The sequence below is a fragment of the Streptomyces sp. AC512_CC834 genome (genome assembly GCF_019049325.1).
GTDB lineage: Bacteria > Actinomycetota > Actinomycetes > Streptomycetales > Streptomycetaceae > Streptomyces.
The window spans coordinates 1-12,932 of sequence record NZ_JAGMUO010000017.1 but is presented as its reverse complement, the minus strand read 5'-3'; the positions used below and the strand labels follow the sequence as shown (position 1 = coordinate 12,932).

Sequence of the window (12,932 nt, the reverse complement as noted above, 5' to 3'; positions counted from 1 at the left end):
CTGCATGTTAGTTGACATTGCCGACACAGACCGGTGGGCCATAGCGTCGTAAGTACAGGTCACCGCACCGGTGAACTGCTCCCCCCCGACACGCGAATCCAGGCGGTTTCCCATGCCCAGAACGACGCTGCGCCGGCTCAACGGCTTCGACGACACCCCCGCGGAGCTCGCCGCCTCCACCCTGGTACTCGTCGACTACCAGAACACCTACACGACCGGCGTCATGGAACTCGACGGCTGGCAGGCCGCACTCGACGCCGGCGCCCAACTGCTCGCCCGTGCCCGCCAGGGGGGCACGAAGGTCATCCACGTCGTCAACGACGGCGGTGAGGGGACGCCTTACGACATCCGGGCCGAGATCGGCGCCATCCACCCCAGCGTCGCACCGGTCGACGGCGAACCCGTCGTCGCCAAGAAGGTGCCGAACGCGTTCGTCGGCACGGACCTGGACAAGCACGTCGACGCCGCGGGCAACAGCGACCTCGTCATCGCCGGGTTCATGACCCACATGTGCGTGGCTTTCACCGCACAGGGCGCCTTCCTGCGCGGCAACCGCCCCACTGTCGTGGCCGATGCGTGCGCCACCCGCGCGCTGCCGGTCGCGGACACCGAACTGGGCGCCCGCCAGGTGCACTACAGCGCCCTCGCCACCATCGCCGACCTGTACGGCGTCGTCGTTCTGTCGCAGAAGGAGATCTCCTGATGAAGCTGCTCCGCCCCGCTCTCGCGCTCGGCGCCGCCGCAGTCCTCTCGGTCACCGCCACCGCGTGCGGCGGAAGTTCGCAGGCCGCCACCTCCGACGAGAAGCCCTCGGCCACCGGCGCCACCGCCACCACCGCGGAGAAGAACGTCGCGAAGGACACGACCACGCTGCGGAAGCTCAACGGCCTGGACGAGACCCCGGCCACGCTCTCCGACGCGACGCTCATCCTCGTCGACTACCAGAACACCTACACCGAGGGCGTGATGGAGCTCGACGGCTGGAAGACCGCGGTGGACAACGCCGAAGCCCTGCTGAAGCGGGCCCGTGCGGCGGGCACGCCGGTCATCCACATCGTCGACAAGGGCTACGACCTGAAGTCGAAAGCGGGGCAGATCATCCCGGCACTCAAGCCGGTCAAGGGCGAGCCCGTCGTCGAGAAGAGCGTTCCGAACGCCTTCCACGGCACCGACCTCGCCGAGAAGGTCAAGAAGGCCGGCAACAAGAACGTCATCGTCGCCGGGTTCATGACCAACATGTGCACCCTGTTCACCGCCCAGGGCGCGTTCCTCAACGGCAACGCGCCGACCGTGGTCGCCGACGCCTCCGCGACCCGGCCGCTGCCCCTCAAGGGCGACCCGGACGGCGTTCCCGCACAGCAGGTCCACGAGGCCGCTCTCGCCACGGTCCAGGATCTCTACGGGGTCGTTGTCCCGTCACAGAAGTCCCTGACGTGAGCCCTTGAGGCCCTGAAGCCCTGAGGCCTCCCTGCACCCCCACCTCGAACTCCCCCCACCTCGAACTCCCCCCACGCTGTTCCCCCCACATCGCCACAAGGCACTTCCAGTCACCAAGAAGGAAAGACGGGGCATGGCAACACGTAGAGGATTTCTGGGTACCGCGTCGGCCGTCGGAGCGGCGACTCTCTTCACCGGCCAGTCGGCCTCCACCGCCTCGGCGGCCACCGCGGGGACCACCGCGACCGACGAGAAGGCGGCACGCGACGCGATACGCGCCGTCAACGCGAGGATGCGCGCGAACTACGCGACCCTCAAGAGCGAACTGACGACCCAGCTCAGCCCGGTCATCGTCGTCTCCAACAACGCGGTCGGCGGACGCTTCACGCTCATCAACGACGGCAAGCAGGTCGAGACCGTCGACCCCGTCCCGGCGTACTTCGAGCTCGCCAAGTCGATCGCCCACGTTCCCCTGGGCGTCTTCTCCATACTCGCCGCCTACCTGAGCGACCAGGTCCCCAACATCCCCAACGCGGACCGCATCGACCCGCACGACCTCGACATGGTCGTCACCAGAACACCGGGCGACAAGGGCTGGATCACCCCGCTGAACGCCTTCAAGACCACGCTCCGGACAGCGCACACCAAGCTCGGCACCGCGAACCTTCCCCTCGACCTGGAGAACTCCTGCGACCAGATCCTCAGCGAGGCGGTCAAGTTCATCGACGCGTCCGTCACGGCCCAGTCGTTCGACATGGTGTCGTTCAACCGCTTCGCGGCCACCGTCTACCCGTCCATCCGCGTCAACATGACCTTCGCCGCCACCGCGCAGATCACCGGCATCGAGGACCTGATGAAGCGATGGCGCGCGTTGATCGGTGAACAGGCGTGGAGCAACCTGTACGTCACGGTGCTGTCGATCTGGACCACGGCCGAGCTCAACCAGGCGTCCATCATCATCCGACGCACCATGAACCAGGCGAAGGTGGACACCCACCTCATCGACCTGCCGACCGTGGAGACCCCCTCGGACCCGATCTTCGTCGCCCTGGACAACCTCGCGCGAATCGTCCAGGACAACGTCGCCGCCGAGATGGTCTTCAACACCGATCTCGAAGTCGCCGACGCGCTCAAGGGCAAGGAGGACCTGCTCTCCGACGAGATACTCCAGCAGATCGGCGGAACGGCACCCACCGCCAAGACAGCCGCCTTCGGTACGGCGGCGGCAACCGGCGCCTGCCCGGTCACCGGCCACACCGCAGCGGTGTGACCACCGGGCGTCCCCCGCTCCCTGGGCGGGGGACGCCCCTCCGGGCCGCCTTGCGCGGCGCGGCCCTGTCTCAGCACGCGCCCGCGGTGAGATCCCGGAGCACTCGAAGCAGTTGCGCTCGTTGCGACTCCTCGAGAGGTGCGAAGAGGTCCTCCAGGACACCGACCGCCAACTGCCGCCCTTCCGCGAGTGCTGCCTGCCCCGCCTCGGTGAGCGCGTGATCGAGGCGTCGTCCATGGCCTGCGGACCGGGTGATGAGCCCGCGATCAAGGAGCCGGTTCGCGAGGGTGCCGAACGCCTGGTCGCTCTGGAACGTCGCGACAGCGAGTTCGTGCCCTGAGGCTCCGGGCATCCGCTCGACGGCGCGCAGCGCGTCCCACTGGACGAGGCTGACCCCGATCTCGCGCAGCGCTGCGTCCATCGCACGGTGGTTGCGGTACTGGGCACGCTTGATCGCCTGCCCGAGGGCTTCCAGGTCGGTCGTCATGGTGGTAGTGTATCAACACTCTTATATAAACATGTTGATTCAGAGTGGAGTGCTGCCATGAACATCTCTCTCGTCGAAGACCTTCCCGCCCTCCAGGCCGGCTCCCCCGCAGCCCGCACCGCACTCGTGCTGCACGGCGGCGGTGGACCCCGGACCGTCGCCCCCGTCGTGGGGCATCTCGCAGCCACCATGCACACGTTCGCGCCCACGCATCCCGGCTGGGAGGGGACGGCGCGCCCCGACTCCATCACCTCGATCGCTCAGCTCGCGGCCGCCTATCTCGCGCGCCTGCGCGAGCACGAAGAGCGCGACGTCGTGCTGATCGGGTCCTCGATCGGCGGGTGGGTCGCTCTTGAGACGGCGGTACAGGCAGCCTCGGACGACCGCTACGCAGGAGTGATCGGGGCCGTGGTCGTCATCGACGGCGTCGGCGCGGTGGTGGACGGCGAGCCCGTCGCGGACTTCTTCACCCTCGACGCCCGCGGGCTCGCCGAGGCCGCCTGGCACCACCCGGAGCGCGGCTACGTCGACCCGGCCGGCCTCACCGAAGAGCAGCGCGCAACCCAGCAGGCGAACGGACGCACCATGGCCGCCGTCGCGGGCCCGCACATGAGCGATCCGACGTTGCTCGGCCGGCTCGACGCGGTGGACGTCCCGACTCTCGTGGTGTGGGGCGAGAGCGACCGAATCGTCACGCCGGGCTATGGGCGGGCCGTCGCACGCGCCATACCCGGCGCGCAGTTCATCGAGATTCCGGAAGCCGGACACCTCCCTCACCTCGAAGCCCCGGAGGCGACGTGGGCGGCGATCGACCCCTTCCTCGCCCAGCTCTAGGCCGGTGCGGAGCCGCCCCCGCACTCGAACCACACGGTCTTGCCACCCCTCGGCCCCGGCTCCACACCCCACTTGTCGGCCGCCGCCTCCAGCAGCACCAGCCCCCGGCCGCACTCCGCGTCGTCGCTCACGCCCGCGGCCCGCACGGGCTGCCGGGGACTGCCGTCCGCCACCTCCACCCGGACTCCACTCCCGTCCCCGCCCGTCCGCCGCAGCAACAGCAACGTGCAGCGACGGTCCGGGACATGGCGCACGACGTTCGCCAGCAGCTCGGTCACGCCGAGTTCCACCGCGTCGGTCAACTCGGCGAGGTCCCACTCGCGCAAGTACGAGCGGACGATGCGCCGGACATGCCCGGCCGAGTGCGCGCCGGCCGTGAAACTCATCCGGTACTGGTTCGCACAGTGGCCCACGAGGACCGAGGGAAAGTATTCGTTCACGGCACGAGCCTGACGTCGGACGACTACCGTGGGCTACCGAACGGATACAACCGGTCCCGCCGTGGACCGAGTTGTACGAGAGGGGGCTCTCCGCATGACCCACATCAACGTCCTCGACCCGGGCGCGTCACCGCTCGACTACTACGGTTTCGAGCTGCGCCGCCACCGAGAGGCGGCCGGGCTCACGCAACGGCAGCTCGGCGACATCGTCAATTACACCGGCTCCCTGGTGGGCCAGATCGAGACCGCGAGGAAGCTGCCGACGCCGGAGTTCAGCGAGCGCGTCGACGCGGCGCTGGGCACGGGCGGGCTGCTGTCCCGGCTCGTCGACCTGGTGATGCGCAGCCAGCTCCCGGCCTGGTTCCAACAGGTGGCCGAGTTGGAGTCGCACGCGGTCGAGATCTGTACGTTCCAGACACGCATGATCCATGGCCTCGTCCAGACCGACTCCTACGTACGGGCCGTACTCAGCGCGCTCGACCCAACCGACCTCGACGACCGCACCGCCGTACGCCTCGCCCGCCAGCGCGTCTTCGAGAAGACGGCGCCACCGGTCTTCTGGGCGGTCCTCAGCGAGGCCGCGCTGTGTCAGGAGATCGGCGACCGAGAGACGATGCGCGGTCAACTGGCCCACCTTTTGTCCTTCGAGGGCAATCCACGCATCAACGTCCAGGTACTGCCGTTCTCGGTGGGAGCGCACGCGGGCCTCCAAGGCTCATTCAACCTCTATCGCTTCGCGAGGGACCCGGCCATCGTCTACACGGAGGGATACGGCGCCGGGCATCCGTCCGCCAACCCGGAGACCGTCAACGACTGTTCACTCCGTTACGATCATCTCCGAGCCGCCGCGCTCTCCCTCAAGGACTCGGCGGCGCTGATCCGCCGGGTGATGGAGGAACGCTATGGAGAGCAAGGCGATGCCGACGAGGATCCAGTGGCGTAAGTCCAGGTACAGCGGCGACCAGGGCGGCGAGTGCGTGGAGTGCGCACCGCTCGGCCCGCTGGCCTGGCACAAGTCGTCGTACAGCGGCGACCAGGGCGGCGACTGCGTCGAGGTCGCCGAGGTGGCCCGCCACACCACCGTCGCCGTACGCGACTCCAAGACCCCCGCGGGCCCGATCCTCACCCTCACCCCCGCCACCTTCACCGCCTTCGTCGGCTGGGCCGCCACCACTCCGGAATGATCTGACCGGACCCGGTCAACGTTTCTGTTCGATTTATCGTCTTCGCACGTGTCCCTGCCGTGCACCTTGACGACGCCGAACGGAAACTCGACCGTGGCCCCTGCCGAACTGACCGTCACCCGGCCCGAACGGCGTCGGGAAAGACGCGCGAGCGACGCACTGCGCGCCTTCGGGCACCGGCATCGCGTGCCGCTGCTCGCGACGCTGCCCACCATCCCGCTGTATGTGGTCTGGTGGGCATTTCTCGCCACGGGCGGCGGTGACCTCGCCGCGCAGGAGGCGTGGGCCGACTTCGCGTCGCGGCACGGCGGTTCGGCGTACGGGTTGTTCTGGTACGGCGGGATGCACACGGCCAACTACAGCGTGATCTCGCCGTACTTGATGGCGCTGGTCGGCGTGCGCACGGTCACGGTCGTGTCCGGACTCGCCGCCTCCTGGCTCGCGGCCGTGCTGATCGTGCGGTGCGGGGTGCGTCGGCCCGTGTGGCCCGCGCTGCTCGCCTCCCTCGCGTTGTGGTGCGACGTCGCCTCGGGGCGGGCCACCTTCGCGCTGGGTGTCGCCCTCGCGCTGGCCGCCTGTGTGCCGCTGGTGCGGGAGCGGCGGCTGTGGCTCGCCGCCGGGTACGCGGCGCTGGCGACGATGGCCTCGCCGGTGGCCGGGCTGTTCCTGGCGGTCGTGGGCGCCGCGTTCCTGCTCGTACGGGACTGGGGGCGCGCCCTCGTGCTTCTCATACCCCCGGCGGCCGTCGTCGGGCTGACGACGCTGTTCTTCCCCTTCACGGGGGAGCAGCCCATGCCGGCGGCCCGAATATGGCCGCCGGTCGTGCTCGGCCTCGCGATCACCGTGCTGGCCCCGCGTACCTGGCGGGTCGCCCGGTGGAGCGGGGCCGTTTACGCGCTCGGGACCGTGCTGACGTATCTCGTCGCCTCGCCGGTCGGCACGAACGTCGAGCGGTTCGCGGAGCTGTTCGCGCCCGCCGTGCTGCTGGCCGCCCTGCTCACCGCCCCTCCCGCGCTCACCGCGGCCCGGTCGCGGCGGCTGGTGTCGGGCCTGCTGGCCGTCGGGCTCGTCTACTCCACCGGGTGGGTGGGGAAGAAGACCGTCGACGATCTGAAGGTGTCCACCGTCGTGCCGGCCTGGGCCGCCGAGACCGACGGTGTGGTGGGTGCCCTGGACGGGCTCGGCGCCGATCGCACGCGGGTGGAGGTGGTGCCCGCCCGCAATCACCGCGAAGCCTCCGCACTCGCCCCGCACGTCAACATGGCACGCGGCTGGAACCGGCAGCTCGACGTGGAACGCGCCCGCCTCTTCTACGACGGCACCTTCTCCGCGGCGACGTACCGGGCGTGGCTGGACCGCTGGGCGGTCGGCTTCGTCGTCGCCCCGCTGGGCAAGCCGGACGGCCCCGCCGAGGCCGAGGCCGCGCTCGTACGGGATGCGGAGCTGCGGCCCGAGTGGCTGGAGCCCGTCTGGCAGGACCCGCACTGGCAGGTCTACCGGGTGCGGGACGCCGTACCGCTGGTCTCCGCGCCGGGCACCGTCGTGACGGCCAGCGGCGCCGACCTGGTGCTGCGCGTGGACCGGCCCGGGGCGGTGACCGTACGGATCGCCTGGTCGCCGTGGCTGCGCAGCGACGGCGGGTGTCTCACCCAGGACGGCGAGTTCACCCGGCTGACCGTCGAGGCGCCCGGTGAGTACCGGCTCAGCTCCCGGTACGGTCCTTCGCCGGATGCGGGAGATCGCTGCTGAGGTCTTCGCCGGCGGGGGCGGCATCCTTGGCCGGGGAGCGGGCCGGAGCTTGCGCGGAGGCCGGGGCCTGGACGGGCGCGGGGGCCTGGGCGGCGTTGGCCGCCTCGGCCGCCGCCGTGACCGTCCGGGCTCTCGGGCCCTGGAACAGGTAGGTCAGGCCGAAGCCGGCGGCCACCACGGCCGCGCCGCCCACCGCGTCCAGGATCCAGTGGTTGCCGGTCGCCACGATCGCGGAGACGGTGAAGAGCGGGTGCATCAGGCCCAGGACCTTCATCCACACCCTCGGCGCGATGATCGCGATCACCAGCCCGCACCACAGCGACCAGCCGAAGTGCAGCGACGGCATCGCCGCGTACTGGTTGGTGAGGTGCGTCAGCGTGCCGTAGTCCGGCTTCGTGAAGTCCTGGACGCCGTGCACGGTGTCGATGATCCCGAGTCCCGGCATCAGCCGCGGCGGGGCCAGCGGGTAGAGCCAGAAGCCGACCAGGGCCAGCAGCGTGGCGAAGCCCAGGGAGGCGCGGGCCCAGCGGTAGTCGACGGCGCGGCGCCAGTACAGGACGCCGAGGATGGTCAGCGGGACGATGAAGTGGAACGACTTGTAGTAGAAGTCGAAGAAGTCCCGCAGCCAGCCGACCCCGACCACCGCGTGGTTGATCGCGTGCTCGATGTCGATGTGCAGGAATCGCTCGATGTCGTGGATCTGCGTCCCGTGCTCCTCGGCGCGCGCCCGGCCCGCCGAGTTGCTGCCGCCGGTCGCCGCGAGGCGGACCTGAGAGTAGGCGGCGTAGGTGACCCGGATGAGGAGCAGCTCCAGGAGGAGGTTGGGGCGGGTCAGGACCCGGCGCAGGAACGGCAGCAGGGGGACGTGCTTGAAACGGGTCGGGACCGGCGGCGCGTAGGCCGTCGGCACCGGTGTCTCGAAGTACGGGGACGTGCGCGACAGGAAGGGCACGGCGACGGCGGCGGCCAGCGCGGCGAGGAAGACGACGTTGTCCCGCAGCGGGTACAGGACCGACATGTTCGGCAGCATCATCTTCGCGGGCAGCGTCATGACCAGGACGACGGCAACCGGCCACACGTACCGGTCGGAGGCGCGCCTGCCGACCCGGCCGACGACCGCGGGCAGCACCCACAGAAGCTGGTGCTGCCAGGTCGCCGGGGACACGACCACGGCCGCGCAGCCGGTGACGGCGACCGCGAGCAGCAGTTGGCCGTCGCGGGCGTAGCGCACGGCGCGGCGCAGGGCGAGGACGGCGACTGCGGCGCCGAGCAGGAGGAAGAGGGCGATCTCCAGGGGGCCGGAGAGCCCGAGGCGGAGCAGGGCGCCGTGCAGCGACTGGTTGGCGAGGTCGTCGGCCTCGCCGCCCAGGCCCACGCCGGCCATGTGGTGGACCCAGTACGTGTACGAGTCCTGCGCCATGGCCGCCCAGGCGACGGCGGTGCAGGCGAGGAACGTGAGCCCCGTCGACAGGGCGGCCCGTCTGCGGTCGGTGAACCACAGCAGGGGGACGAAGAGGAGGACCGTCGGCTGGAACGCGGCGGCGACGCCGATCAGCACGCCGCCCACGCGGTCGCCGTGCGTCCCGCGTACGGCGAAGCAGCCGAGCAGGACGAGGAGGACGGGGATGATGCTGGTCTGGCCGAGCCAGAACGCGTTGCGCACCGGGAGGGACAGCATCAGCAGGCTGATGGCGACCGGCGCCGCCAGCAGCGCCGTACGGCGTCCGACCGGCTGGGGCAGGGCCCGGGCGGCGACCAGGCCGAGGGCCACGACCAGCAGCAGTGAGCCGAAGGTCCAGCCCCAGCCGAGGGCCTGCTCGGCGGCGCGGGTGAAGGGTTTGAGGACGAGGCCGACGAAGGGGGTGCCGGTGAACTGCGTGGAGTCGTAGAGGGACCCCTCCACGTGCAGGACGCCGTGCTCGCCGACCCAGGTCTCCAGGTCCGTCAGGCGTTCCCCGCGCGGGGTGCCGAGGACCGCGGCCACCTGTCTGACGGCGAGGACGGCGGCGACCAGCCACAGGCCGAGGCGCGCGACCCGCAGTCGTGCTCTGGTCGCGTCGGCGGCCGACGCTCCGAAGGTCTCCGCCGGTCGCCCACTGTGCTCCGCATTCGCCACGCCTCGTCGGCCTCCCGCCCCGTTCGTACCGTACGTACCGTGCCCGTGTACGCAGTGTGTCGCCCTCGCGAACCCTACGAGGCTCGCACCACCCCCGGGAGGAGACGCAGGCAACCCCCGCTCAACCTGACGGCCGCCCGCATTTCGTTCCGTTTCTTCTTCAGTCGTCCGGCCGTTTGTTCGGACAACATGTTCGGACGACGATAGTGCGGGGGAGCTCCGGACGCCTCCCGTGGGAGCGAGAAGGATCACAGGTCACGCGGGAGGAAACGCCGCGCGGCGCGCGGATGTCCCTGCGTGTACGCCATTTTGGTGCACAACGCAACGAAAAGCATACCGGGCGTAAACGGCGCATCAACGCCCATGGTCGCTTTTCAGCCCGCGGCCGAGTGCCGCGGGCTCCTTCATGACGGAGGCCGGGGCGGACGCCGGGGTCCGAACACGTCTCTGAAATGCCCTGCGGTGCCCGCGTCCCGCGTCTATATTCGCGTCTATATTCGTTAGCGGAACTACTTAGAAGAGCTAACTAGACTGGTCCGACCGACTGGAGACACAGGGTGCACACCGGCATGAGCGAGTCACGGCTCTGGGACGACGTCGACGCCTACTTCACCACCCACCTCTCGCCCGACGACGACGCCCTGGCAGCCGCCCGCAGGGAGAGTGACGCGGCCGGGCTGCCCCCGGTGAACGTCGCCGCCAACCAGGGCAAGCTCCTTCAGCTCCTCGCCCAGATCCAGGGCGCCCGCACCATCCTGGAGATCGGCACGCTCGGCGGCTACAGCACCATCTGGCTGGCCCGCGCCCTGCCCGCCGACGGCCGCCTCGTCACGCTGGAGTACAGCGGCCGGCACGCCGAGGTCGCCACCCGCAACATCGCCCGCGCCGGCCTCGACGCCCTCGTCGACGTACGCGTGGGCCCGGCCCTGGAGTCGCTGCCGAAGCTCGCCGACGACAACCCGCCGCCCTTCGACCTGGTCTTCATCGACGCCGACAAGGGCAACAACCCGCACTACCTCGAGTGGGCCCTGAAACTCACCAGCACCGGCAGCCTGATCGTCATCGACAACGTGGTCCGCGACGGCCGCGTGGCCGACGCCGACGACACCGGCGCCGACGTACGCGGCACCCGCGCCGCCATCGAAATGATCGGCAGCCACCCGCGGCTCAGCGGCACCGCGGTACAGACGGTCGGCAGCAAGGGGTACGACGGGTTCGCGCTGGCACGCGTACTGGCCTGAACGACCGGTCCCCGGCCGCCCTACACCTCGTGGTAGAAGCCGACGTTGACACTGCGCGGCTCCGCGCGGTCCTGGACCACGACCTCGCCGCTACTGCCCCTGGGCAGCGGCACGGTGCCGCCGTACGACAGGGCCTGCGCGTGCTCGCCGACGGTGAGCCGGACCTCGCAGGAGGGGTCCGGCTGGGAGCCGCGCAGCCAGGCCAGGCTCCACGTGCCGTCGGGGCCGCACCGGAACTCCAGGTGGGCCCGGGAGACGAACAGCCAGTCGTCCGGCGTCGACAGCCGGCACACGGACTTGTCCCGGCCCACCCGCAACACCGCGTCCGGCTCGCTGGGCGCGTCGGCCATCTGCATACCGGCCGTGACACCCGCGTCCGCCGCGGTGACGGTGGCCATGGTGAGTTCGAGCACGTGCGCTCCTTCGAGGTCCCCGAGACGTCCGTCGTTGGCTTGGCACGTCCGTCGTTGGCTTGTCGCCGCCGCATGATAGATCGACCGGTGGTCCGGTGTCCGGCACAATGGGGTCATGACCGAGCGAAAGCCACCCGGCGTCGACTTCGAGTCCTGGGTCGACAAACAAATTCGCGACGCGGACGCGCGCGGCGACTTCGCCCAGTTGCCCGGTGCGGGCAAGCCCCTTCCCAGCGAGGTCGACAGCACCTACGACGAACTGTGGTGGGTCAAGCGGAAGATGGCCCGCGAGGGCTTCTCCGTACTGCCGCCCACGCTGGCCCTGCGCAAGGAGGCGGAGGACGCCCTGGAGGCGGCGGCGAAGGCACCGTCGGAGCGGGTGGTGCGCCGCATCGTCGAGGAGATCAACGTCAAGATCCGCGACGTCATGTTCAAGCCGCCGCCCGGCCCCCCGCTGGGTCTGAAGCCCTACGACGTCGAAGAGGTCGTACGGCAATGGCGGGAGCGCCGGGCGGAGCGGTAGCGCCTGTCGTTCACAGACGCATCAGGCGGTCCGCCAGCTCGCGGTAGTCCCGCAGGGCCAGGCGGAGTTGTTCGGTGTCCGTGCTCGGCGCGCCGCTGTCCTCCTCGGGGACGTCCTGCCAGGACGTGCGCAGGGTCCGACGCCGGTGCGTCACGGCGTCCGTGAAGCGGGCGGTGATCTCCTCCAGGACCCGGTCGGCCTCCTCGACGGAGGCGCGGGGCGCGTCGACGAATCCGGCCACCGCGTGGTGCAGCCGCTGACCGAGCTTGTCCCACTCGTCGCGCGGGAGGAGCCCGCTCTCGCCGCCGACGACATCGGGTGTCGGCGCCGGTGTCGGTGTCGGCGCCTGCGCCGTTGGCTGTGCGTGCGCCGTTGGCTGTGCCTGTGCCTGTGTCTGCCGGTCCGGCTCGGCGGGGGTGCCGCCGACCTGCCGGGTCACATCGGACATGTGCCTCAACTCTCCTTCGGCTGGCGCTTGTTGAAGGACCAGGTGCGGTGCGCGCGGGCGGGTGCCGGTGCGTTGCCGCCGGTCCCGGGGCGGTTTCGGGCATCGTCGTGGTGGGTGCCGTCGTGCCGGGACGGGCGCATGAGGGCCTCGAACAGCGCGCGGGCCTCGACCATGGACGCGCGCATCTCCTCCGTGCCCGCGCCCCCGTCCTGCACACCGTCCACGCGCGCGTGCGTCACGCGGTGCACGCGCCGGTAGCCCTCGACCTGGTGGGCGTGGTGCACGGACAGCGCCGTGAGCTGCTCCTCGTACTGTCCGCCGTCCGGGAAGCCCCGGGCACCGGCGAGTTCCGCGAGCAGCCGGTCCGCCTCGCCGACCGCCTCGCGCGGGGAGTCGACGAAGCGCTCCTGGGCCGCGGTCCAGCGGGCCTCGAAGCGCTCGCGCTCGGCGGTTTCCAACGGCCGTTCGCGCAGCGCCCCGTGCCGCTCCACACGCTCGGTCAGTTCACGCTCGGCGGCCTTGGTGTCGCCGTCGTGCCGGGTCACGGCCCGGTCGTACTCGGGCCCGAAGCGCCGCTTCAGGCTTCCGCCGTGCTGGGGGCCCCGTGCGCGCAGGGCAAGTACGGCCGCGACGACGAGCACGGCCGCCACGATCACGATCAAAGCGATGATCACGCCTGTGGACATGAGTGCGTGCGCCGTGAGGCGCTCGCTGTTCGAGTGGAGGTGAAAGACCACCACCGCCGTGCTGTCGCAGCAGTGCGGTCGAAGCTGAGGGCAGCCTGACCCGG

15 protein-coding genes are annotated in these 12,932 nt (G+C 70.5%); 9 read left to right on the top strand and 6 right to left on the bottom strand.

All coding sequences use genetic code 11. The features are described 5' to 3' along the window. Positions 1-112: 112 nt before the first annotated feature. The 3 genes from KUM40_RS06720 (at position 113) to KUM40_RS06710 (ending at position 2,707) form a co-directional block, all read left to right on the top strand. A complete protein-coding gene (locus KUM40_RS06720; protein WP_217163870.1) occupies positions 113-703 on the top strand; it encodes a cysteine hydrolase family protein in 591 nt (196 codons plus the stop codon). Next, the gene (locus KUM40_RS06715; RefSeq protein ID WP_217163869.1) at positions 703-1,437 is read left to right on the top strand and encodes a cysteine hydrolase family protein; all 735 of its coding nucleotides are present in this window, start codon (positions 703-705) and stop codon (positions 1,435-1,437) included. The genes KUM40_RS06720 and KUM40_RS06715 overlap by 1 nt, the downstream gene beginning before the upstream one ends. A 133-nt stretch (positions 1,438-1,570) precedes the next feature. Next, complete coding sequence (locus KUM40_RS06710) at positions 1,571-2,707, top strand: hypothetical protein (RefSeq protein ID WP_254394679.1); 1,137 nt, start codon at positions 1,571-1,573, stop codon at positions 2,705-2,707. Between the two features lie 70 nt (positions 2,708-2,777). Here KUM40_RS06710 and KUM40_RS06705 read toward each other — a convergent pair whose 3' ends face one another. Next, positions 2,778-3,194: a MarR family winged helix-turn-helix transcriptional regulator gene (locus KUM40_RS06705; protein ID WP_217163868.1), complete on the bottom strand. Its 417-nt coding sequence runs from the start codon at positions 3,192-3,194 to the stop codon at positions 2,778-2,780. 57 nt (positions 3,195-3,251) lie between these two features. On the opposite strand from KUM40_RS06705, the gene KUM40_RS06700 reads away from it, so the two are divergent. Beyond that, a complete protein-coding gene (locus KUM40_RS06700) occupies positions 3,252-4,028 on the top strand; it encodes an alpha/beta fold hydrolase (protein WP_217163867.1) in 777 nt (258 codons plus the stop codon). On the opposite strand, the gene KUM40_RS06695 is transcribed toward KUM40_RS06700, so the two are convergent. Next, positions 4,025-4,468, bottom strand: coding sequence for an ATP-binding protein (locus tag KUM40_RS06695; protein ID WP_308401071.1), 444 nt, complete (start codon positions 4,466-4,468; stop codon positions 4,025-4,027). The genes KUM40_RS06700 and KUM40_RS06695 overlap by 4 nt on opposite strands. A gap of 94 nt (positions 4,469-4,562) precedes the next feature. Here KUM40_RS06695 and KUM40_RS06690 point away from each other — a divergent pair, with 94 nt between their 5' ends. The 3 genes from KUM40_RS06690 (at position 4,563) to KUM40_RS06680 (ending at position 7,401) form a co-directional block, all read left to right on the top strand. Further along, positions 4,563-5,411, top strand: coding sequence for a helix-turn-helix transcriptional regulator (locus tag KUM40_RS06690; protein ID WP_217163866.1), 849 nt, complete (start codon positions 4,563-4,565; stop codon positions 5,409-5,411). Next, the gene (locus tag KUM40_RS06685) at positions 5,386-5,652 is read left to right on the top strand and encodes a DUF397 domain-containing protein (protein WP_254394678.1); all 267 of its coding nucleotides are present in this window, start codon (positions 5,386-5,388) and stop codon (positions 5,650-5,652) included. Before KUM40_RS06690 ends, KUM40_RS06685 begins: the two co-directional genes overlap by 26 nt. A 93-nt stretch (positions 5,653-5,745) precedes the next feature. Further along, positions 5,746-7,401, top strand: a complete 1,656-nt coding sequence (locus KUM40_RS06680) for a hypothetical protein (protein WP_217163863.1) — start codon at positions 5,746-5,748, stop codon at positions 7,399-7,401. Here KUM40_RS06680 and KUM40_RS06675 read toward each other — a convergent pair. Then, positions 7,355-9,517: a bifunctional glycosyltransferase 87/phosphatase PAP2 family protein gene (locus tag KUM40_RS06675; protein WP_217163861.1), complete on the bottom strand. Its 2,163-nt coding sequence runs from the start codon at positions 9,515-9,517 to the stop codon at positions 7,355-7,357. The genes KUM40_RS06680 and KUM40_RS06675 overlap by 47 nt on opposite strands. A 569-nt stretch (positions 9,518-10,086) precedes the next feature. Here KUM40_RS06675 and KUM40_RS06670 point away from each other — a divergent pair. After that, positions 10,087-10,758, top strand: coding sequence for an O-methyltransferase (locus tag KUM40_RS06670; RefSeq protein ID WP_217163859.1), 672 nt, complete (start codon positions 10,087-10,089; stop codon positions 10,756-10,758). Between the two features lie 20 nt (positions 10,759-10,778). On the opposite strand, the gene KUM40_RS06665 is transcribed toward KUM40_RS06670, so the two are convergent. Further along, entirely contained in the window at positions 10,779-11,171 is a 393-nt protein-coding gene (locus tag KUM40_RS06665) for a hypothetical protein (protein ID WP_217163857.1), read from the bottom strand. Positions 11,172-11,286: 115 nt separating this feature from the next. Here KUM40_RS06665 and KUM40_RS06660 point away from each other — a divergent pair, with 115 nt between their 5' ends. After that, positions 11,287-11,694 carry a DUF1992 domain-containing protein gene (locus tag KUM40_RS06660; protein ID WP_217163855.1) on the top strand — a complete coding sequence of 136 codons (408 nt, stop codon included), beginning with the start codon at positions 11,287-11,289 and terminating at the stop codon, positions 11,692-11,694. A 10-nt stretch (positions 11,695-11,704) separates the two neighbouring features. On the opposite strand, the gene KUM40_RS06655 is transcribed toward KUM40_RS06660, so the two are convergent. Then, the gene (locus KUM40_RS06655) at positions 11,705-12,142 is read right to left on the bottom strand and encodes a hypothetical protein (protein ID WP_374227351.1); all 438 of its coding nucleotides are present in this window, start codon (positions 12,140-12,142) and stop codon (positions 11,705-11,707) included. 5 nt (positions 12,143-12,147) lie between these two features. Further along, positions 12,148-12,828: a hypothetical protein gene (locus KUM40_RS06650; RefSeq protein WP_217163852.1), complete on the bottom strand. Its 681-nt coding sequence runs from the start codon at positions 12,826-12,828 to the stop codon at positions 12,148-12,150. Positions 12,829-12,932: the final 104 nt, after the last annotated feature.

Bases quoted from the DNA above. Each gene is read 5' to 3' on its own strand.
- KUM40_RS06720 (WP_217163870.1), top strand. From the start codon at position 113: ATGCCCAGAACGACGCTGCGCCGGCTCAACGGCTTCGACGACACCCCC.
- KUM40_RS06715 (WP_217163869.1), top strand. From the start codon at position 703: ATGAAGCTGCTCCGCCCCGCTCTCGCGCTCGGCGCCGCCGCAGTCCTC.
- KUM40_RS06710 (WP_254394679.1), top strand. From the start codon at position 1,571: ATGGCAACACGTAGAGGATTTCTGGGTACCGCGTCGGCCGTCGGAGCG.
- KUM40_RS06705 (WP_217163868.1), bottom strand. From the start codon at position 3,194: ATGACGACCGACCTGGAAGCCCTCGGGCAGGCGATCAAGCGTGCCCAG.
- KUM40_RS06700 (WP_217163867.1), top strand. From the start codon at position 3,252: ATGAACATCTCTCTCGTCGAAGACCTTCCCGCCCTCCAGGCCGGCTCC.
- KUM40_RS06690 (WP_217163866.1), top strand. From the start codon at position 4,563: ATGACCCACATCAACGTCCTCGACCCGGGCGCGTCACCGCTCGACTAC.
- KUM40_RS06685 (WP_254394678.1), top strand. From the start codon at position 5,386: ATGCCGACGAGGATCCAGTGGCGTAAGTCCAGGTACAGCGGCGACCAG.
- KUM40_RS06670 (WP_217163859.1), top strand. From the start codon at position 10,087: ATGAGCGAGTCACGGCTCTGGGACGACGTCGACGCCTACTTCACCACC.
- KUM40_RS06660 (WP_217163855.1), top strand. From the start codon at position 11,287: ATGACCGAGCGAAAGCCACCCGGCGTCGACTTCGAGTCCTGGGTCGAC.
- KUM40_RS06655 (WP_374227351.1), bottom strand. From the start codon at position 12,142: ATGTCCGATGTGACCCGGCAGGTCGGCGGCACCCCCGCCGAGCCGGAC.
- KUM40_RS06650 (WP_217163852.1), bottom strand. From the start codon at position 12,828: ATGTCCACAGGCGTGATCATCGCTTTGATCGTGATCGTGGCGGCCGTG.